Here is a 20,182-nt window from a genome sequence, read left to right as displayed (position 1 = left end):
AATCCCCCCTGTTTCCCTTATTGACTGAGGGAAATCCGGGGGTTACGAACACTCTCCCATCGGGCGGAGCCCCCCACGTGAGGGGCCCGTCCGCACCTTCCAGAGCCCATGGCTGACGACACCACCGACACGCCGGCAACGCCCCCCGCGCCTCCTCCGTCGAGCGGCGCTGGAGAGCTCATTCCCATCAACATCGAAGACGAGATGCGCCGCTCGTATCTCGACTACTCGATGTCCGTCATCATCGGCCGCGCGCTGCCAGACGTGCGCGACGGCCTGAAGCCCGTCCACCGTCGCGTCCTCTTCGCGATGAACGACCTGGGCAACCTCCACAACCGCGCCTACAAGAAGAGCGCGCGCGTGGTGGGTGACGTCATCGGTAAGTACCACCCGCACGGCGACTCTTCCGTCTACGACGCCATGGTGCGCTTGGCGCAGGAGTGGAGCCTTCGCTACCTGCTGGTGGACGGCCAGGGCAACTTCGGCTCGGTGGACGGCGACTCGCCGGCGGCCATGCGTTACACGGAAGTGCGCATGGAGCGGCTGGCGGAGGACCTCCTGGGGGACATCGACAAGGAGACCGTCGAGTTCGGCCCCAACTACGACGACTCGCTGGAAGAGCCGCTCGTCCTGCCGGCCAAGTTCCCCAACCTCCTCGTCAACGGCAGCAGCGGCATCGCGGTGGGCATGACCACCAACATCCCGCCGCACAACATGACGGAGGTCATCAGCGGCACGCTGCACCTCATCGACAATCCGGGCTGCACCGTCCTGGACCTGATGGAGTTCATCGAGGGGCCGGACTTCCCCACCGCCGCCATCATCACCGGCCGCGATGGCATCCGCCGCGCCTACGAGACGGGCCGCGGGGCCATGACCATCCGCGCGCGCACGGAGATTGAAACGAACAAGAAGGGCGACCGTGAGGCCATCATCGTCACGGAGATCCCCTACCAGGTGAACAAGGCCCGGCTCATCGAGAAGATCGCCGAGCTGGTGCGCGAGAAGAAGCTGGAGGGCATCAGCGACATCCGTGACGAGAGCGACCGTCAGGGCATGCGCATCGTCATCGAGCTCAAGCGCGACGCCATCAACCAGGTGGTGCTCAACAACCTCTTCTCCATGACGCAGATGGAGACGACGTTCGGCGCGGTGATGCTGGCCATCGACGGCGGGCAGCCGCGCACGCTCAACCTGAAGGAGCTGCTGGACCGCTTCATCGCGCACCGCCGCGACGTGGTGACGCGCCGCACGCGCTACGAGCTGCGCAAGGCGCTGTCGCGCATGCACATCGTGGAAGGCCTGCTCGTCGCGCAGGACCTCATCGACCTGGTGGTCAGCCTCATCCGCGCGTCGCGTGACCCGGATGAAGCGCGCTGGGGCCTGATGAACATCCTGTCGCCGGAGCTGTACACGCGCGAGCGCTTCCAGAACCTGGACCGCATCGACTACGCGAAGGCCAAGGCGCAGATGGAGCTGCTGGTCAGCCGCGCGCGCAACGAGGAGCCGGCCTACGGCGGCCTGGAGCACAAGTACGAGGGCGCGGGCTTCAGCGAGGACCAGGCGCAGAACATCCTGGAGATGCGCCTGCAGCGCCTCACCGGCCTGCAGCGTGAAGAGCTCTTCAAGGAGCTGATTGGCCTGGTGCGGGACATCGCGCGCCTGCGCGACATCCTGGCCAACGAGAAGAGCCTGCTCTCCGTCATCAAGGCGGAGCTGATGGAGATCCGCGAGCGCTACGGCGACAAGCGCCGCACGGAGATCACCGGCGCGGTGGATGACCTCACCCGCGAGGACCTCATCGCGGAAGAGACGATGGTGGTCACGCTGTCGCACACGGGCTACGTGAAGCGCTCGCCCCTGTCGGAGTACCGCGCGCAGAAGCGCGGCGGGCGCGGCAAGACGGGCGCGGGGACGAAGGAGGACGACTTCGTCACCAAGGTGTTCGTGGCCAGCACGCACGCGTACCTCATGCCCATCACCACGAAGGGCAAGCTGTACTCGCTGAAGGTGCACCAGATTCCGCAGGGCAGCCGCACGTCGCGCGGCAAGGCCATCGTGAACCTGGTGCAGTTCGGGGAAGGGGAGCGGCTGGCGCAGGTGCTGGTGACGCGCGACTTCCCGGAGAACCGCTACGTCTTCTTCGTCACGAAGAAGGGCGTGGTGAAGCGCACGGACCTGAGCGCGTTCGAAAGCGTCCGCGCCAGCGGCATCATCGCGCTGGGCATCGACGAGGGCGACGAGTTGGTGGGCGTCATGATCACCGACGGCACCAAGGACATCCTCCTGTCCACGGCCACGGGCATGAGCATCCGCTTCAAGGAAGAGGATGTCCGCTCCATGGGCCGTCAGGCCTACGGCGTGAAGGGCATCACGCTGGAGGACGGCGACGAGGTGGTGGGCGCGGACCTCCTGGACAAGGAGCCGGAGGAGGGCCAGGCGCCCGCGGAGCAGAGCAGCGCCATCCTCACGGTGACGGAGAACGGCTACGGCAAGCGCACCGAAGGCGCCGAGTACCGGCAGCAGGGCCGTGGCGGCAAGGGCATCATCGACATCAAGGCCACCGAGCGGAACGGCCGCGTGGTGGGCGTGGTGCAGGTGAAGGACAGCGACGAGGTGATGATCGTCACCAACGGCGGCATGCTCATCCGCATGAAGGTGAAGGAGATCTCCGTCATCGGCCGCAACACGCAGGGCGTGCGCCTCATCGCGCTGGAGAACGATGAGGAGAAGGTGATGGCCATCTCCAAGCTGCCCGAAGGCGAGGAGTCCGAGGAGGAGACGGAGGCCACCTCGCCGGTGGAAGGTGCTGGCGCCGAGGCTTCGTCGGAGGCCGCGCCGGTGGAGGCCGCTTCGCCGGAGGCTCCGGCGGACGAGGCTGGCCCGGCCAGCACGGAAGGTGAGCCCGGCTCGGAAGGCTGAGTCCAGGCGTAGAAACACGGGAGGGCCGGGCACGGGACGCGGGATGCGCGCTCCGGGACCCGGCCCTCTTCGTTGGTGCGGGGGGACTACTGCTGGGTGAGGTCCTTGGGCACGGTGAGGCCGGCGGTCTTCTCGTCGATCCAGAAGATGTTCATCACCCACCAGCGCTGGCCGTCGTTGAAGAGCTGGATGCTGTTGACGCCCTTGGCGATGAGCGGCCCGTCCTGCGTGCCGCGCGCCTCATAGGTGCTCATGACCTGCACCAGCGCGCCGAAGGCGTGCGTCTGGCGCGCAATCTCCTTCTCGAAGAAGCCATGCGTCGCGGTGCTCTCCTGGCCCCACGTCACGTAGTCCTCCGGGGTGATGGGGCGGGCCGCCAGCGTGGTCGCGCCCTGCGGCTTCCCCAGAGGGATGAGCTGGGCGCCCGGATAGAAGAGCGAGCGGAAGCGCTGCCAGTCACGAGCCGCGCCCGCCGGTCCGCTGATGACGTCGTAGAGCGCCTTGAGGATGGAGTCCTGGGACTTCACGTCCTCGGGCTTCGCCTTGGGCAGTTGGGCGAGCGCGGCCTGGGTGCGCTCCGCGGAGGCCTTGATTGGATTTGGCTTCTCCGGAGCGGCAGGGGCGGCCGCGGCCTTGGGCTGCGGCGAAGGGGCCGCGGGGGCCTGGGCGAAGGACGCGGTTCCCAGCAGGACGGCACAAGCGACGAGCAGGCGCGACATGGGGACTCCCGGAAAAAGGGGAAGGCGAAGAGCCTAATCCCACGGCGCGGAAGCCTCGCTGGGATTCCCCTCCGCGGAGCGCGCCGCACGAGCCTGTCCGACAGTCGGACACGTTGGGACCGGGCCGGGCGGCCGGTGCTTGGCCCGGCCGGTGCCGCACCGTAGTGTGCCCGCCGTCATGGCCTTCCTCTCGCTCGATGCCCTCACCCTGAAGTTCCTCGGTGCCGCCGCTCCGGCGGTGCGCGACGTGTCGCTGGCGCTGGAGCCGGGGGACGCGGTGGCGCTGATGGGCACCTCCGGCTCCGGGAAGACGGCGCTGCTGCGGCTGGTGGCGGGCCTGGAGCAGCCGACGTCCGGCAACATCACGCTCGCGGGCCGCGTGGTCGCCGGGCCGGACGTGTTCGTGCCCCCGGAGCAGCGCCCGCTGCGCCGCGTCCTCCACGACGCGGAGCTCGAATCCGGCCTCACCGTGCGCGACGTGGTGCTGGGCGTGCAGCCCAAGGGCGAAGGCCTGGCGCACGCGCGCGGCATGCTGGCGCTGTTCCAGCTGGAAGACCTGGAAGCGCGCACCTGCGGAACCCTCTCCCGGGGGCAGCGGCAGCGCGTGCTGCTGGCGCGCGCGCTGGCCTCCGGCACGAAGCTGCTGGTGCTGGATGAACCCTTCGCCGGCATGGACGCCGGCCTGCGCGCCAACGTCCTCGGAGAGTGGCGCCGCGTGCTCAAGGCGCGAGGCACCGCGGTGCTCTTCGCCACGCACGACGTGGGGGACGCGCTGGCCTTCGCGGACCGGCTGGTGCTGCTGCGCGGGGGCACGGTGGAACAGCAGGGCGCACCCGAGTCCGTCTACGAAGCGCCGCGCAGCGCCTTCGCCGCGTACTTCCTGGGTGGCACCAACCTGCTGCCCGGTTCAGCCTTTGGCCGCGCCGCGCGCACGGCGCTGGGCAACCTGCCGCTGAGCACGGAGGCGCGCGGCGAGGTGATGCTCTCCCTGCGCCCGGAAGCGCTGCGGCTCGTCCCCGACACGGACGGCGTCGCGGTGGGCGGCGCCCTGCGAGCGGAGGTGCTGGAGCGCGCCTTCCGGGGCGCGCACGTGGACTTCACCGTGTCCTGCGCGGGCATGGCGCTGGTGGTGCGCGCCGCCTCCTCGGCCCCCTTTCGCGAGGGCAGCCGCGCCCGCCTGGAGGTCGCGGGCCGCGCGGACGTGCTGGAGGAGACATCCGGCGCCGCCCGCTAGCACACCAGGCGTGCAAGCGCCCGGCACGGATGGTGCAATCACCCGCGTCCCCCATGCGTAGGGAGGGGTATGAACATCGCAGGCCTTCGAGGAATGGGAACCCGCTTCTTCCACTACGTGCGCGACCCTCGGGTGGCGACGTGGCGCAAGCTGTCCGGGCTGCTGGCCGTCCTGTACTTCGTGTCGCCCGTGGACGCGATTCCGGACTTCATCCCCGTGTTCGGCTGGCTGGACGACCTGGGCGTTCTATCGGCCGCCGCCTTCTTCATGGTGCGTGAGGTCCAGCGCTGGCGCCCCGCCCCGCCCGCCGGTGAGCCCGCGTTCGATGGACTCCCGCGTGATGAGGAGGGCCAGACGCGCGTGCCCACGCTGCGCCGGCACTCCTAGCCGTCAGTCGTTGCCGCCGCGGCGGTCCTCGAAGTGCACGAAGTCGATGAGGAACGTCGCGGCCACCACCAGCGTCCGCACGTGCGGGTCGTGCAGGCCGTTGAACCGGACGCCGAAGTTGTCGGCGTCCGTGAACATCTCCTTGCCGAACCCGCTCCACTTCTTCGCGATGGTCCCCACCTCGCGGCCCTGCTGCTCCACGTTGAACGTCCAGGGCCTGAAGAACGGCCCGCTCAAGTGGGCCAGCTCTTCGTCGTTGGGCCCGAGCACGTCGTAGGCGCGGGTGAAGAAGCGGAAGCGCTGCTGGATGGCGCCCAGGTGCCGTCCCTCGCCGTCCTCCACCTCCAGCCGGGACAGCCAGAAGCGCCACGGGCGGCGCAGCCGCAGGAGTGTCTCCCCACGCGCGGACTTGAGCTCCATCTTGAAGGGCCGCTTCGCCTTGAGGAAGCCGCGCAGGAGGAACAGGCCCAGTCCGCTGCCCACTTCACCCGCGAAGAAGAGCGGGCGTCCGTCGTCGCCCACCACCTCGTAGCGGTTGCGGCCCTCGAAGCCGGTGAGGATTTCGCCCCACTCCTTCACCTGCCGCACGCGCAACGTGTGCTCGTCACGCAAGAGGGTCAGCGCCTGGGACTCGTCGGGCATGGGCGGCTCCGGAGGCAACGGAACAAAGCGGGCAGCTTAGGGCTAGAACTGGCCCAGCACCGCCAGCCCCAAGCCGCCGTGGCGTCCCAGCGTCGCCGGGACGACGGACACGGTGGGGACGTCATCCGGCGCATCGAAGTCCCGCGTGAGGAACGTCGCGGTCCCCAGGCCGGCCAGCACGCCCACGGCGGTGCCCACCAGCAGCGCGTCCCCGTGGTCGCTGTCCAGCGCCAGGAACATCGCGCTCAAGCCCACCAGGCCGCCCAGGATGCCGCCCGCGTCGATGAGCAGCACCCGGCCCTGGGAGATGTCCAGGTTGCGCCCCACCAGTGCGAAGGTGAGCAGGCCCGCGCCCACCACGCCCTGCTCGATGGCGATGAAGTCGCGCGTCTCACCGCTCTGGGTGGCCATCACCAGCCCCGCCACCACGCCCGCCCACAGGCCGCCGGAGTTCGCCAGCGACACCTGGCCCGCGGTGGGCCGCGCGAACTCCGCCACCAGGATGCCCAGGCCCGTGAAGCCCAGCGCCCCCGCCATCACCGCCCCCGTGGCGCTTTCCCCGTCCAGGTCGAACGAACTCATGGACGCAAGGCCATAGCCGAAGCCCCACACCGTGCCGGAGTTGATGGCCGCCGCCTGCCCTTGCGTCATTCCGCTCCGGGTGGCGAGCAGCGAAATCGCAGCCCCCGCGCCGCCGCCCAGCAGCGACACCGCCACGTACGCGCGCCCATCCTGGCAGTTGGAGATGGAGCACAGCAGGATGCCCTGGGTGATGCCGTGCAGCGTCTGCACGACGGTCAACGACGCCCGGGCTCCCTTCGACGGTCCCTCCTTCGAGGGCGACTCCGGCTCCGCCACCACCGGCCGCGCCAGCGTGTCCTGCGCCAGTCGCGCGCCCGGCTCCATCCGCGTTCGCGCCAGCCGCGCCAGCTCCGGCGCGTACGGATGCCCGGGGCACACCCGCATCACGCGCTCCAACAACTCCAGTGCCTGGGCATCCTGTCCGCGCACCAGCGCGTCGAAGCCCGCCGCGTAGTCGGACTCGGCGGCGCAGGCTTCGTCACTCGCCACGAGCGGCGGCGCGGTGACGGGACCTGGAGACGTGACAGCGGGAGGTGCCGCGCCTTCCCGGGGCGAAGGACCGGGCTGCGCTGCGACGAGGACGGCCAGGAAGAAGGGCGCGAGGACCATGCAGGCTCCCACCCTAGTCACCCCCGCGGAAAGACGGGAGACCCGGGACCCCGGTCCTCCTGGAAAGGAGGACCGGGGCCCGGGTGACGCCACGCGGCGGCCTACCGCGTCGCCAACGTCTCCATGTGCTGGCGGAGCGCGGCCATGTCCCCCAGCCGCCCGTCCAGACCCGGAAGGGGCTTCGCGGCCTGCTCGATGCGGCCCCGCGTACGCGGACCCGCCGCCACCAGCCACGCCACGCCCAGCGCCAGCTCCGCCACGTCCGGCGCCTGGCCCAGCTGCGAGGCCAGCGCGAGCAGCGCGTCCACGGCCTTCTTCACCTGCGCGCCGTGCAGCGGGTGGCTGCTGGTGATGCCCTCGCGCAGGAGCACCAACAGCACCCGCGCGGTGGCGCGAGCCTGACGCACCGGCTCCGGTCCTTCACCCGTGCCGGCCCACAGCCCGTTCGCCAACTGCTGGCCCAGGATGCCGCCCACGTCCTCGGTGGGGATGGAGGCCTCCGCCACGGACAGCGGCAGGGACTCCTTCTCCTGCTCGTAGACCACCTCCGCCTTCTGCTCCTGGGCGCGCCGAGACTCCAGCTCCGGGGCGCTCTGCATGGCGGCGTCCTTGCGCGGCTTCGCGGCGGACATCAGCCGGTCGAAGAGCCCACCCTTCTCCTTCTTCGCGCTCTTCGCGGACTCCTGCTCCCTGCGCTCCATGGGCGCGCTGGCGCCCCCGGGTCCGGAGCCATCCGCGAACTCCGCCTGGAAGGAGGACCCGGTGGTGGGCTCCGGCCCCAGGTCGCGCGCGGGCGCAGGGGAGGGCGCGGACATGCTCGGAGGCGGCGGGGGGACCGCGCCGCCCCGGGAACGGCTGACCCCTCCGGGCGCGGGCATCGACTTCGAAGCCACCCGCCGCTTCATCACGGGCGGCCGCGCCGGCGCGAGCGCGTCCGCGAGCCCGCCCTCCGGCACGTCTTCGTCGTCCATGTCCCGAGCGGCCTGGTTGAACATGCTCCAGCCCGCGGGCGCGTTCACCGGCACCACGCGCGTGTCCGGCGTGCCGGATGCACGGCGGTCGCCCTGGCGCTCCTCCACCACCACGAAGGACGTGTACTGCGTGGCCAGCTGGTGCTCGACGGCGAGCCGGACGATGCGCTCCTTCATCGCCTCCGCGCGCCGGCCCACCAGCCCCGCGTCCATCCAGCCCCGGATGCGCTCGGCGGCCCACAACTTCTCCACCACCGGCCGGTCCGACTGCGCGGGCAAATCCAACCGCACCGTGAGGGAGAAGGGCTCCCGGCCCGACTTCCCCTTCAGCGTCACGCTGCCCGTGCCCGCCTGCGCATAGCGCCCGAAGAGCGTCCACGGCGTGCCATCCACCAGCGGCGGCAGCGTGGCCGGCGCCAGCTCGCTGGCCTCCACGCCGTCGAAGCGCACCTCCAGGTCGGTGACGCGTGGCGCGAGTGCCCGCGAGAACTGCGCCACCACCTTCTCGTCGATGCGCTCTCCCGGGTGGATGAACTCCACCGCGCCATCCGTGCGGCGCGCCAGGTCGCGCAGCAGCGCGTCGCTCACGTTGGTGCCGATGCCGAACGAGAACACCCGCCCCGTCCCGCGCGCCGCGAGCACCGCCTCGAGGATTTCGTTCTCGTTGCCCACCTGGCCGTCCGTCAGCAGCACCACCACGCCGTCCGGCGCGGCCTTCATCGCGGTGACCATCGGCTCCGGCAGCTCCGTGCCGCCGTAGGCCCTCAGCCCCGCGACCCACGCGTCCGCCTGCTCCAGCGTGCGCTGGGTGAACTGCACCGTCTGCGGAGAGAAGGAGCGGAACGAGTTCTCGAACGCGATGACGTTGAAGCGGTCACCTTCACGCAGGTGGCGCAGGCACAGCCGGAGCGCGGCCTGGGCCTGGGGCAGGCTGTCGCCGTCCATGGAGCCGGACGTGTCCACCACGAACACCACCTCCTGCCGGGGCGGCGTCGTCGCCAGGTTCAGCAGGTCCGGCACCACCGTGAGCGCGAACGTGCCGGGGCCTTCCGCCTTCCGGTGGGTGACCACGGGCGTGAGCATCACGTCCGGGTTGGCGTTGCGCATCGTGAGCACCACGTCGCGGTCCAGCGCCACCTCGTTGCCCGCGAAGTCCTTGAGGAACGAATCGCGCTGCAGGGTCACCCGCGTGCGGGTGCCGTCCTTGGTGGCGGTGATGCGGTGGGACGGGCTCTCCACCACCACGTCACGGCCCACGTCGATGAGCAGGTCCATGCGCAGCCCGTAGTCCACGTTCATGCTCGTGGGCGGGGAGATGCGGTCCGCGTCCGGCACCCGCGTCGTGGGGGCCGCGCTGCCGTGGCCGGTGCGGTCGCCGTGCACCGCGCCGGGCATGTACCGGGGCGCCACCAGCGTGGGCAGCATCCAGCGCACGCTGCCTTCTTCCGCGGTGAGCGTCTGCAGGAACTCCACCTCCACCAGCGTCTCCTCGCCCGGCAGCAGGTTGCCCACCTGCGCGGTGAAGACGTTGGCGCGCTCCTGGTCCAGCAGCGCCGCGCCGTGTCCTTCGGTGATGGCGTCGTCGTAGGCGCGGAAGGCCGCCTCGCGCTCCTTCACCACGCCGGCCACGCGGCGGCCCGCGCACGTCATGGAGAAGGCGCTGAGCGTCGCGTCGGAGGGCAGGGGGAAGGTGTAGATGGCCTCCACCGGCTTCTTCTCGTCGTTGCGGTAGCGCTGCGTCACGCGCACCCGCGCGTGCCCCCCGAGCAGCTCACCGGAGACTTCCACTCCCTGCAGGGGCACCTGGGCCCCGTCCCGCGTGAACAGCCCACACTTCGCCTGCTCGTTCATGACCGCGTTCCTTCCTGGAACTCCTCGATGAGGGCGCGCACCCGCTCCGCCAGCGCCCGGACCTTCGCTTCCGCCTGCTCCGACACGTGCAATTCCAACCCCGGCGCCAGGAGCCAGCGCTGGTAACGCGCCACCTCCACCGTCGGGTCTTTTCCCGGCCGCTTCGGGGGCATCCGGAGGACGTCCTCCGGTACCGGCAACGTCCCCGAGCCCACCGGCGACTCCGCCAGCCGGCGCAGCTCCTCCGGCGACAACCGCAAGAGCTCCGCCTGGATGGCGTCCAGTGGCAGGAACCTCGCCTGGAGCACCCGGATGGCCTTGAGCCGCACCCGGTGCTCCTCTCCGTAGACCGTGTCCGGCCCCTTGAAGGGCGGCGCGGGCAGGAGGCCCCGCTGGACGTAATAGCGGACCGTGCGAGGCGAGATGCCCACCTCCTCCGCCAGCGCGGTCAGCTTCCACTCCGTCTGTGTCTTGGGCGTGCTCACGAACCTGACAGTATGTTGTGACAGTCGTGGTGTCAAGACGTCGGTGGCGATTTGCCAGTGGTGGTGTCGGGATGCATGGGGTGGCGGCCGGGCGGGCGGTGGGACAGAAGGGGGCATGAACGTCGGCGTGGACGGCCTGGACCCCTCCTCCATCCAGCTCATTGGTACGGCGGTGACGCCCGCGGTGATGGTGTCCGGGTGCGGCATCCTGGCCACCGGCCTGGACAATCAGATTTCGCGCATCACCGCGCGCATGCGGGACATGGTCCGGGAGTGGCGCACGCTGCCGGAGGGCCATGCGCGCCGTTCGCTCCTGCGCGAGGAGGTGGCCATCATGGACCGCCGCCACGCCATCCTCGCCCGGGCCATTGGCTTCACCTACGCGGCGCTCTTGTCCTTCGTGGTGACGTCGCTCCTGTACCTGCTGCGCCGCAGCGTCGCGGTGCCGGAGGGGCTGCCGGTGATGTCCTTCTCCCTGGGCGTGGGACTGTTGGGTTCCACGGCGGTGCTGGCCCTGGCGTCGCTGCGTTTGAGCCGCCGCGCCATCACGCTGGAGGGCGCGGAGCTCTTCCGCGACGGGCGGCCGGGCGACCCGCCAGCGCCCTGAATTTGTTCCGCAGCGCACGCGAAGGTGCTAGCGGGTGCCTCCGAGACGCGCGGGTCTGGTAGGTCCCGGCTCGCGCGCCTGGTATCGCGCAGGATTCAGCAGCCTCTGTGGCTCAACCCTCACCGTGGAGCACGTGAACATGGCAAACGCCCAGGTCTTCTTCGACATGTCGATTGGTGGCCAGCCCGCCGGCCGCATCGTGATGGAGCTGTTCTCCGACGACGTCCCCAAGACCGCCGAGAACTTCCGCGCCCTGTGCACGGGCGAGAAGGGCACCGGCCGCGGTGGCAAGGCGCTGCACTTCAAGGGCACGCCCTTCCACCGCGTCATCCCGAACTTCATGTGCCAGGGCGGCGACATCACGCTCGGCAATGGCTACGGCGGCGAGTCCATCTACGGTGAGAAGTTCGCGGACGAGAACTTCAAGCACAAGCACACGGGCCCGGGCATCCTCTCCATGGCCAACGCGGGCCCGAACAGCAACGGCTCGCAGTTCTTCCTCACCACGGCCAAGACGGATTGGCTCGACGGCAAGCACGTCGTCTTCGGCAAGGTCGTCGAGGGCATGGACGTGGTGAAGAAGATTGAAGGCGTGGGCAGCCAGTCCGGCGCGACGCGCCAGCCCGTGAAGATCGAGGACAGCGGCCAGCTGTAATCCCGCCGCTCCGTCTCACCCGAAAGGTCCATCCGTGCCTCGCGCGCGGGTGGACCTTCGTCGTTTCCGCCGGAGGCGTTTCAAGACGGGCCGTGGGACGCGTCCTCGTCCTCCTCCTCCTCGCGGGCCTCCTCCGGGCGGAAGGGCCGCGCGGGCACGGCGCCGAACGCGTGCAGCAGCTCCAGGGGGATGGGCAGGATGGTGTGGTTGCCGCCGCCGGTGATCTCCACCAGCGTCTGCAGGTAGCGCAGCTGGAGCGTGGCGGGGTTGCGGCTGAGCACGTCCGCGGCCAGGGCCAGCTTCTCCGCGGCCTGGTGTTCGCCTTCCGCGGCGATGATCTTCGCGCGGCGCTCGCGTTCGGCCTCGGCCTGCCGCGCGATGGCCCGCTGCATCTCGAACGGCAGGTCGATGTGCTTCACCTCCACGTTGGAGACCTTCACGCCCCACGGGTCGGTGCGCGCGTCGAGCACCTGCTGCAATTCGTGGTTGATGCGCTCGCGTTGGGACAACAGGTCGTCCAGCTCCACCTGGCCCAGGATGGCGCGCAGGGTGGTCTGCGCAATCTGGCTGGTGGCGTAGAGGTAGTCCTCCACCTGGAGCACGGCCTTGTCCGCCTGGATGACGCGGAAGTAGACGACGGCGTTGACCTTCACGCTGACGTTGTCCTTGGTGATGACGTCCTGCGGGGGCACGTCGCGCGCCACCGTTCGCAGGTCGATGATGACCATCCGCTCGACGAAGGGGATGAGCCAGCGGAAGCCCGCGCGCTTGAGGCCCACGTAGCGGCCCAGCCGGAACACGACGCCGTTCTGGTACTCGGTGACGATGCGCACGCCGGAGATGAAGAGAAGAAACAGCAGCGCCACGGGGATGAGCCAACCCAGCGCTCCAACCAGCTCGTTCATGGCATCGACTCCGCGACGGTGAGGGTGAGCCCTTCCACGGCGCGCACCACGACCCGGGCGCCCTCGCGGATGGGAGTGAAGGAGACGGCGCGCCAGCGCTCGCCGTGGACGAACACCTCGCCGCCCGAGGGCGTGACGAGGCCCAGCGCCGTGCCGGCCTCGCCCACGAGCCCCGCGTCGCCGCCCCGTTGTGGCAGCTTGCGCGTCTGGGCGCTGCGGTACGCGATGAAGGCCGCGGTCCCCGCGAACACGAGCGCCGTGGGCAGCATCACGCCCCACGACAAGCGGAAGGATGGCTCCACGAACCAGCCCGGTTCGAAGCGGTCCACCAGGAACACGCCGCCCAATATCAACAGCCCCACGCCCGCCGCGCCCAGCAGTCCGCTGGTGACGAACAGCTCCGCGAGGATGAGCCCCACGCCCACCAGCATCAGCACCAGCGCCCCCGAGCGCACCGGCAGCGTCGCCGAAGCCATCAACGCCAGCACCAGCGCCACGCAGCCAATGAGCCCCGGCGCCACCGCGCCCGGATGGGACAGCTCCACCACCAGGCCCAGCGCCGCGACGAGGAACAGCAGGTAGATGAGCGACGGCTGCGCGAGCGCATGCACCACCCGCTGTGACAGCCCCGGCTCCAGCGACACCACGCGGGCCTCGCGGGTGGCGAGCGTCACGGTGTCTCCATTCGCGACCTCCACGCGGCGGCCATCGACGGCGGAGAGGAAATCAGCCTCGGTGGGAGCAACGAGCTCCACCACGCGAAGCTCCACGGCGCGGTCCGCGGGAACGCTGGCGCTGTCGCGCACGGCGGCCGCGGCCCACTCCGGATTGCGGCCCCGCTGCCGGGCGATGCCCTCCGCGAAGGCGACCGTGTCGTTCTCCACCTTGCGGGCGAGCTCCTCGCCACCCACCTGCTCCACGTCCTCGCCCCCGAAGCCCACGGGATGCGCCGCGCCGATGTTCGTCCCCGGAGCCATGGCGCTCACGTTCGATGCGAGCGCGATGAACACGCCCGCGCTGCCTGCACGTGAGCCGGAAGGTCCCACCCACACGAGCACGGGAACGCGCGAGCCCAGGAACGCGCGCACCACGGTGCGGGTGGCGTCCAAGGAACCGCCCGGAGTGTCCAGCCGCACGAGCAGCGCCGAGGCTCCCTCATCCTCCGCGCGCTTCACGCAGTCCGTGAGGTACGCGCCCGAGCCGGCATCCACCACGCCCTCCAACTCGCACCGCGCGACGAAGGACGATGAAGCGGGAGCCGCCGGAGCGGCGAGGCCCACGAAGAGGAACGCCAGGAGCCAGCCCCAGAGGACGTGATGGCGCCAGCGCATCCTGTCGACGTGGTCCTGCATGTCCGCCCCCGAATGCGCGCCCCTCTCGCACACGCACTCGGACAACGATGTGCATCGGACCTTCGGATGACCGCGTCTTGAAGCCGGGGGCCTGGAGGGCAGGCGGGCAGGGAGGGCCCGGCGCCCCGCTTGTGCATCCAGTCCTGGACGATGGAGGGGATGCGCGTTGCTGGAGAAGGACGCACCTCCTTAGGGTCAGCCTCTCGCTCTTCTTCCAGGAGGTTTCATGCGCCGTGCCGTGCTGATCATCGCTGCTCTGGGCCTGTCCGCTGTTGGGGCGGGAGCTTGCAGGACCACCCAGCCCCCGGGGACGGAGGACCAGATGCCCATCCAGGGCCCGGACACGAACCGCGAAGTCATCCAGAACGTGCCCAACGAACCGGCGGGCCCCGCGGGTCCCGTCAATGCGCCGGACGTGGACGGTGGCTTCCCCGAGGGCGGCGGGTAGTCTTCCGCGCCATGACGGCGGAGACCACGGTCTACAGGGCGGAGCGCGTGTGGACGCTCGATGCGGAGCGTCCGCGCGCGGAAGCATTGGCGGTGCGCGACGGAAGGGTGCTCGCGGTGGGGACGCTCGCGGAAGCGCGCGCCGCCGCGGGGCCTGATGCGCGTGAAGTGGACCTGGGCCGCGCCACGGTGGTGCCCGGCCTGGTGGACGCGCACGCGCACCTGCACGGTCTGGGCAAGAGCCTGACCACGGTGCGCCTGGAGAAGGCGCCCTCGGTGGAGGACGTCCTCCAGCGTCTGGCGAAGGCGCCCGCGTCGAGCTTCCAGGGGGACTGGTTGCTCGGCAAGGGGTGGGACCAGAACGAGTGGCCCGGCGCCGTGTTCCCTGGCCGCGAGGAACTGGATGCGCGCTTCCCCACGACGCCGGTGTTCCTCATGCGGGTGGATCATCACGCGGCCTGGGTGAACGGCGAGGCGCTGCGCCGCGCGGGCATCACGCGGGACACGCTGGATCCGCCAGGAGGCCGCATCCTCAAGGACGCGAACGGCGAGCCCACCGGCGTCCTCGTGGACAACGCGATGGACGTGGTGGAGGCCGCCATTCCCGCGCCCACGCGCCAGCAACTGGAGACCCGGTTGCGAGCCGCCCTGGAGCGGTGCGCGCAGGTCGGGCTCACGGGCGTGCACGACGCGGGCATGGACCTGCAGGCCTTCCGCATGTTGCAGGACTGGGACGCTGCGGGGACCTTGCCCCTGCGCGTGTATGCGATGGCGGCGGGGCAGGGGGAACAGCGTCACGGCTATCTGGAGCAGGGGCCGTGGCAGGGGCGTCACCTGTCCATGCGCTCGGTGAAGTTCCTGGCGGATGGAGCGCTGGGAAGCCGGGGCGCGGCGCTGCACGACGACTACAGCGACGAGCCCGGCCAGCGCGGCCTGTTGCTCCTCTCGCCCGAGGAACTCGAGGCACGGGCACAGGCCTTCATGTCGCGGGGCTTCCAGGTGTGCATCCACGCCATTGGAGACCGTGCCAATACATTGGTCGTGGACGTCCTCCTGCGAGGCGCGGAGCGGACGGGCACACAGGCCCTGCGTCACCGGGTGGAGCACGCGCAGATTCTGCGGCTGGAGGACATCCGGAGGTTGGGCGCGGCGGGTCTGGTGGCCAGCGTGCAGCCCACGCACGCCACCAGCGACATGCCCTGGGCACAGACGCGGCTGGGGCGCGAGCGGCTCCGGGGGGCCTACGCCTGGCGCACGTTGAAGGACGCGGGCGCGCACCTGGCGCTGGGCAGTGACTTCCCCATCGAGAACCCGGACGTGCTCGCGGGGCTCTACGCGGCGCGCACGCGGCAGGACGCGAAGGGCTGGCCGGAGGGCGGCTGGTATCCGGAGGAGCGCCTGAGCGCGGCGGAGGCGCTGGAGGGCTTCACGGCGGGGCCCGCGTGGGCTTCCTTCGAGGAGGCGCGGCGCGGAAGGTTGAAGCCAGGCCTGGACGCGGACTTCGTCGCGCTGTCGGAGGATCCGCTGGAGGGGCCCGCGGCGGCGCTGGTGGACGCGCGCGTGCTGGCCACGGTGGTGTCGGGCGCGGAGGTGTTCCTCGCGGACGGGTGACGCGGTTCAACCGCCGAAGATGTGCGAGCGCGCTGCTTCGGCGATGGCGACGACGGCGGGGTGGCGCAGGCGGCGCTCCACGGTGATGGCGTAGAAGCACTGCTCGATTTCGTCGGTGTGCCCGATGGCGGTGACGTTGAACTGTCGTTGCACCTCGGCGTCGATGATGGAGGGCATGGCGAAGATGCCGTGCCCCTTCTGTCCGAAGGCCTGGAGCAGCGCGCTGTCGTCGAAGTCACCGGCGATGAGGGGCCGGATGCCGAGCCGCTCGAACCACAGGTCCAGCGAGCGGCGCACCGACGACTCCTCCGACGGCAGCAGCATGGGAGCGCCGTCGAGCGAGCGCGGGAAGTCCTTGCGCAGGTGCGCGAGCGGTTGGGCGGCGAAGAACGTCACGCCGCACTTGCCCAGCAGGTGGTTGAAGGACCGGACGCTGACGGGCTCGGAGCCAGGCGCGTCCGCGAGCACCACGTCCAGCTCATGCAGCGCCAGCTGTGCGAGCAATTGGGGCAGGGGGCTCTCGCGGCAGATGATGCGCAGCGAGGGCCCGGCATCCAGCGCGGGCTTGAGCAGCTGCTCGGCGACGAGCTTGGGGATGACGTCGAGCACGCCCACGTTGAGGCGCAGCTGCTGGCCGGTGGGCAGGCCGGAGACGACGTTCTTCAGCTCGTTGCCCAGGCGGAAGATTTCGTCCGCGTAGCGCATGACGGTGCGGCCCACGTCGGACAGGACGAGCTTGCGGCCCTTGCGCTCGAAGAGCTGGTGGCCCAGCGACTCCTCCAGCAGCTTGATCTGGGCGCTGATGGTGGGCTGGGCGAGGCGCAGCTCTTCACTCGCCTTGGCGATGCTGCCCGCCCGCGCAACCGTCCAGAAATACAGGAGATGGTGGTAGTTGAGCCACGCCATGACTTAGGAATAACCGAAGGGTTTCATCCAAACTAGCTCATTTTTTAAAGTGTCGTCCCCGCTTATCTCTACGTCCGTCACCGCGCGATGGGTGCGCGGGGGACTGATTGGGGAGGTACGCGTCATGGAAGCCATCTACGAGGAGCTTGAGTCCACGACGGTGGAGGGTGTGGAGACCGAGGTGGACTCGGCGGAAGTGGAGATGCGGGTGCGGGGGCACCTGGAGCTGGTCCGCCGGCTGGCCTGGAAGTACCGCTGGACGGGCCTGTCGCTGGAGGAGCTGATGTCGGAGGGCAACGTCGGCCTGGTGGAGGCGGCGCGCCGGTTCGAGGAGCGGGGAGTGCCGTTCGGTGCCTACGCGCAGCAGTGGATCCGCGCGCGCATCCGGGCGTACGTGTCCCGCACCTGGAGTATGGCGGGGGGCCGCGCGCCGTGGATCGTCTTCCAGCTCCGGCGCGAGCGGGCGCGGCTGGAGGCCCGCTGGGGCGAGGGGCACCCGGAGGTGACGAAGCGGTTGGCCGAGGCGCTGGGCAAGAAGGAGGAGGACGTGGTGCGGGGGACGGACGCGCTGGCGAAGGACGTGTCCCTGAACGCGCCCCTGGGCCTGGAGGGGGACGCGACGCGGCTGGACATGCTGGAGTCGGACGAGGACTCGGCGGAGGAGCAGGCGGACCGGGGCGCCTGGGCGGAGAAGCTGCACCAGAGCGTGGCGGCGGCCTGGCCGGAGCTGGACGCGAGGGAGCGGGCGCTGGTGAAGGAGCGGATGCTGGTGGAGGACGGGGTGAGCGCGGAGTTCCTGGCGAAGCGCTTCGGGGTGACGGCGGTGCGCATCCGGCAGATCGAGCAGGGGCTGCGCCAGAAGCTGCGCCAGCGGCTGACGGCGGGCTGCACGGCCTGGGACAGCGAAGCGCCCCGGCTGGCGGCCTGAGTGTCGAGCGAGGAGGAGGGTTGGCGGAAAAGGGGTTGACGTCGCGGGCCAGTGACCGTAAATCGGCGCTGCCGCTCGCGGTGCGCGGTACGCCCAAGTAGCTCAGTCGGTAGAGCAGGGGACTGAAAATCCCCGTGTCGGTGGTTCGATTCCGCCCTTGGGCACACCAGTACGAAGAATCTGAAGGGCGTCGGACTCCGGTCCGGCGCCCTTCGTCGTTTCTGACGTCAGCGGCTCGCACGCGCCGGTGCCGGATGCGCTGCACGCGCACCAATGCGCGCCTGGTCTTCTTCGCTCCCGAAGCGCAGGTCGATGCGCCGCACCGCCTCCACCCATTCCTGGACGGTCCGCGCCCCATCCAGCATCGAGCGGACGAAGGGATCTCCGCGCCGCTCCTGGCAGCGGCTCCACAGGAGCTCGGGTGGCTCGCTCAGCAGGTTCCCGACGGCGCCTTCGTAGGACGGCATCGCTTGCACGTCGCCGTCCGGCTGGATGTACCAGCAGCCACGGCCTGTCTTGAGGCTGAAGTTGCTGGTGGTCTGGACCGCCACGCCCGGTGGCGCGAGCGCCTGCAGCCTCGCGGTGACCGCCGGGTCGTCCAGGGCGTGCATCTCGTCGTCGGTCAGGAACTCCTGGCTGGCGAAGGTCTCCCGCGTCGCCAGCCCCGAGGGCGCGACGGCCCCCAACACCAGGTGGCGAAGCCTCGGGAAGCGGGGCGCCACCTCCGTGCAGAAGCGCTCGAGCTGGTCGTGATTGCTGCGGACCACCACGCATTCGATGTCGAGCCGCATCCCGCTGGAGGCGTGCTGGTTGAGCAGCTCCAGCGCCGCCAGGGTCCGGACGAAGCTGCCGGGACGTCCCCGAATCTTGTCGTGGACGTCCGCCGTCGCGCCATCCAGGCTGACATGGACCTCGTGAAAGACTTCGCCGAGCCGCCGCGCCAGCGCCTCCGTCATCCCCCAGCCACTCGTATAAAGGATTGTCTGGACACCGGCCTTGGACAGGCGTTCGGCAATCCCTGTCAGTCCTGGGACGGTGAGCGGCTCCCCGCCAGAGAACGTCACCTGGCGCAAGCGCATGGAGAGCAGGACGTCGACCAGTTGCTGCATCTTCTCGGGCGGGAGCTGCCGGGAAGGGCGCCTGCCGGATTCTGAGTGGCAGTGGGTGCAGAGCAGCGGGCAACGGTATGTCACCAGCCAGACGAGCGCGCGAGAGTACGGGCTGCCTTGGGTCACTGTCTTTTGCATGGGCTGACAGCCTGGGCCGAACAGGTGGAGGCCCTCGCGTCCGCGGGAGCCTTTCAGGGATGGCTGGATTCGAAGCAATACGCTAGAAAGCATTGCCATTGTAGGGGGGCCGGAGCGTCAGTGATTCGGGGTCCGGTCATCTCCACGCTGACAGGAAATGTCTGCTCCGGGCAGAGCGGGAGGTCGTCATGCCCATCCAGGATGAGTGTTTCTATGTTCGCAACATGGCCTGCACCTTCCTTCGCCGCTCCGACGGGTGTCTGGTCATCTCCGGGCGTGAGGCACTGGAGTTGCGCCGTGCCGACGCGGCGATCGTCGCGGAGTTGATCCGTCTGGCCTCGGTGCCGCTTTCTGGCAGCGAGCTGCGCCGTGGCGCTTCGAAGCTGGAGAACGGCCCCGCCGTGCTGGAGGCGCTCGCGAAGGCCGGCTGCCTCACCGAGGGCCGGACCCTGGACGCGCTGGAGGCGAAGTCCTCCCCCCGGCACAAGGCGCGAGGACAGCCACCGCTCGGCAACGTCGTGTTCGGGCTGACCGGGGCCGTGGCCAGTGCCTACATGCTCCCCTCCATCGCGCGTCTCCAACCCTTCGCCAGGAGGATCGACGTGGTGGTGACGCGAGCGGCCCGGCCCTTCGTGGCGCCCGCTGCCTTCGAGGCCCACGGCATCCAGGTCTGGGGAAGCGCGTCCGCGCGCCGGGGAGAGGTGCGGGTCCCTCACATCGAACTCGCCGACACCGCCGACCTTGTCGTTGTCTGCCCCGCCTCCGCCCACGCCATCTCCAGGCTGGCCCAGGGGAGCTGCTCCGACCTGGTGTCGCTCGTGGTGACCGCGACCCGCGCCCCCGTCATCGTCGTGCCCTCCATGAACGAGGCCATGTGGGACCATCCCGCGGTCCAGCGCAACGTGGCCCGTATCGTCGCGGATGGCGTCCATGTCGTGGAGCCTCACCGGGGCCTGGAGGTCGCCTGGCTTGCGCGGGGCGCGCCTCCGCGTCTGGGCTTCGGGACACAGGGGCTGCTGGACGGGGCCATGCTCGCGACCTTGACGGCCGTGGCCGCCAGCAAGTCCCGGACGCGCGAGGTTTCGCGGGAGTGAGTCGTGGATGGGCGCTCATCGCGCATCA

The 20,182-nt window shown here is 70.2% G+C and carries 18 protein-coding genes and 1 tRNA gene; 10 read left to right on the top strand and 9 right to left on the bottom strand.

The window, feature by feature from the left end:
* Nucleotides 1-108 precede the first annotated feature (108 nt).
* Nucleotides 109-2,922, top strand: a complete 2,814-nt coding sequence (gene gyrA, locus D7V77_RS17585; protein ID WP_120577446.1) for a DNA gyrase subunit A — start codon at nucleotides 109-111, stop codon at nucleotides 2,920-2,922.
* An 86-nt stretch (nucleotides 2,923-3,008) separates the two neighbouring features.
* On the opposite strand, the gene D7V77_RS17580 is transcribed toward gyrA, so the two are convergent.
* Nucleotides 3,009-3,641, bottom strand: coding sequence for a nuclear transport factor 2 family protein (locus tag D7V77_RS17580; protein ID WP_120577445.1), 633 nt, complete (start codon nucleotides 3,639-3,641; stop codon nucleotides 3,009-3,011).
* 178 nt (nucleotides 3,642-3,819) lie between these two features.
* Here D7V77_RS17580 and D7V77_RS17575 point away from each other — a divergent pair, with 178 nt between their 5' ends.
* Together D7V77_RS17575 and D7V77_RS17570 are read left to right on the top strand one after the other, a co-directional pair.
* Complete coding sequence (locus D7V77_RS17575) at nucleotides 3,820-4,875, top strand: ABC transporter ATP-binding protein (protein ID WP_120577444.1); 1,056 nt, start codon at nucleotides 3,820-3,822, stop codon at nucleotides 4,873-4,875.
* A 93-nt stretch (nucleotides 4,876-4,968) separates the two neighbouring features.
* Entirely contained in the window at nucleotides 4,969-5,262 is a 294-nt protein-coding gene (locus D7V77_RS17570) for a YkvA family protein (RefSeq protein ID WP_233597072.1), read from the top strand.
* 3 nt (nucleotides 5,263-5,265) lie between these two features.
* Here the strand turns inward: D7V77_RS17570 and D7V77_RS17565 are convergent, their stop codons facing one another.
* From D7V77_RS17565 to D7V77_RS17550, 4 genes are all read right to left on the bottom strand, one after another.
* Nucleotides 5,266-5,904 (bottom strand): phospholipid scramblase-related protein, encoded by a 639-nt coding sequence (locus D7V77_RS17565; protein ID WP_120577442.1) that lies wholly within the window; start codon nucleotides 5,902-5,904, stop codon nucleotides 5,266-5,268.
* A 42-nt stretch (nucleotides 5,905-5,946) separates the two neighbouring features.
* Nucleotides 5,947-7,095, bottom strand: a complete 1,149-nt coding sequence (locus D7V77_RS17560; protein WP_120577441.1) for a hypothetical protein — start codon at nucleotides 7,093-7,095, stop codon at nucleotides 5,947-5,949.
* A 101-nt stretch (nucleotides 7,096-7,196) separates the two neighbouring features.
* Nucleotides 7,197-9,917, bottom strand: a complete 2,721-nt coding sequence (locus D7V77_RS45715) for a VIT domain-containing protein (RefSeq protein ID WP_120577440.1) — start codon at nucleotides 9,915-9,917, stop codon at nucleotides 7,197-7,199.
* Nucleotides 9,914-10,402 (bottom strand): MerR family transcriptional regulator, encoded by a 489-nt coding sequence (locus tag D7V77_RS17550; protein WP_120577439.1) that lies wholly within the window; start codon nucleotides 10,400-10,402, stop codon nucleotides 9,914-9,916. Before D7V77_RS17550 ends, D7V77_RS45715 begins: the two co-directional genes overlap by 4 nt.
* 115 nt (nucleotides 10,403-10,517) lie before the next feature.
* Here D7V77_RS17550 and D7V77_RS17545 point away from each other — a divergent pair, with 115 nt between their 5' ends.
* Nucleotides 10,518-11,009 (top strand): DUF2721 domain-containing protein, encoded by a 492-nt coding sequence (locus tag D7V77_RS17545; RefSeq protein WP_120577438.1) that lies wholly within the window; start codon nucleotides 10,518-10,520, stop codon nucleotides 11,007-11,009.
* 139 nt (nucleotides 11,010-11,148) lie between these two features.
* Nucleotides 11,149-11,664, top strand: a complete 516-nt coding sequence (locus D7V77_RS17540; RefSeq protein WP_120577448.1) for a peptidylprolyl isomerase — start codon at nucleotides 11,149-11,151, stop codon at nucleotides 11,662-11,664.
* Between the two features lie 80 nt (nucleotides 11,665-11,744).
* Here the strand turns inward: D7V77_RS17540 and D7V77_RS17535 are convergent, their stop codons facing one another.
* Nucleotides 11,745-12,569, bottom strand: a complete 825-nt coding sequence (locus D7V77_RS17535; protein ID WP_120577437.1) for a slipin family protein — start codon at nucleotides 12,567-12,569, stop codon at nucleotides 11,745-11,747.
* Nucleotides 12,566-13,921, bottom strand: a complete 1,356-nt coding sequence (locus D7V77_RS17530) for a nodulation protein NfeD (protein ID WP_120577436.1) — start codon at nucleotides 13,919-13,921, stop codon at nucleotides 12,566-12,568. The genes D7V77_RS17535 and D7V77_RS17530 overlap by 4 nt, the downstream gene beginning before the upstream one ends.
* 226 nt (nucleotides 13,922-14,147) lie before the next feature.
* Here D7V77_RS17530 and D7V77_RS17525 point away from each other — a divergent pair, with 226 nt between their 5' ends.
* Both D7V77_RS17525 and D7V77_RS17520 read left to right on the top strand, forming a co-directional pair.
* Nucleotides 14,148-14,369, top strand: a complete 222-nt coding sequence (locus D7V77_RS17525; RefSeq protein WP_120577435.1) for a hypothetical protein — start codon at nucleotides 14,148-14,150, stop codon at nucleotides 14,367-14,369.
* An 11-nt stretch (nucleotides 14,370-14,380) separates the two neighbouring features.
* A complete protein-coding gene (locus tag D7V77_RS17520; RefSeq protein WP_120577434.1) occupies nucleotides 14,381-15,979 on the top strand; it encodes an amidohydrolase in 1,599 nt (532 codons plus the stop codon).
* 6 nt (nucleotides 15,980-15,985) lie between these two features.
* On the opposite strand, the gene nhaR is transcribed toward D7V77_RS17520, so the two are convergent.
* A complete protein-coding gene (nhaR, locus tag D7V77_RS17515; protein WP_120577433.1) occupies nucleotides 15,986-16,885 on the bottom strand; it encodes a transcriptional activator NhaR in 900 nt (299 codons plus the stop codon).
* Between the two features lie 124 nt (nucleotides 16,886-17,009).
* Between nhaR and D7V77_RS17510 the strand changes: the two genes are divergently transcribed.
* Together D7V77_RS17510 and D7V77_RS17505 are read left to right on the top strand one after the other, a co-directional pair.
* Nucleotides 17,010-17,813 (top strand): sigma-70 family RNA polymerase sigma factor, encoded by an 804-nt coding sequence (locus D7V77_RS17510; protein ID WP_120577432.1) that lies wholly within the window; start codon nucleotides 17,010-17,012, stop codon nucleotides 17,811-17,813.
* Between the two features lie 91 nt (nucleotides 17,814-17,904).
* Nucleotides 17,905-17,977, top strand: a tRNA-Phe gene (locus D7V77_RS17505).
* A 63-nt stretch (nucleotides 17,978-18,040) separates the two neighbouring features.
* On the opposite strand, the gene D7V77_RS17500 is transcribed toward D7V77_RS17505, so the two are convergent.
* Complete coding sequence (locus D7V77_RS17500; RefSeq protein WP_158624424.1) at nucleotides 18,041-19,060, bottom strand: radical SAM protein; 1,020 nt, start codon at nucleotides 19,058-19,060, stop codon at nucleotides 18,041-18,043.
* Between the two features lie 188 nt (nucleotides 19,061-19,248).
* Between D7V77_RS17500 and D7V77_RS17495 the strand changes: the two genes are divergently transcribed.
* Nucleotides 19,249-20,154, top strand: a complete 906-nt coding sequence (locus D7V77_RS17495) for a flavoprotein (protein ID WP_120577430.1) — start codon at nucleotides 19,249-19,251, stop codon at nucleotides 20,152-20,154.
* Nucleotides 20,155-20,182 lie beyond the last annotated feature (28 nt).

Origin of the sequence: Corallococcus sp. CA041A (genome assembly GCF_003612075.1) — a bacterium.
GTDB classification, from domain to species: Bacteria; Myxococcota; Myxococcia; order Myxococcales; family Myxococcaceae; genus Corallococcus; species Corallococcus exiguus.
This window is presented reverse-complemented; position numbering and strand designations above follow the sequence as displayed.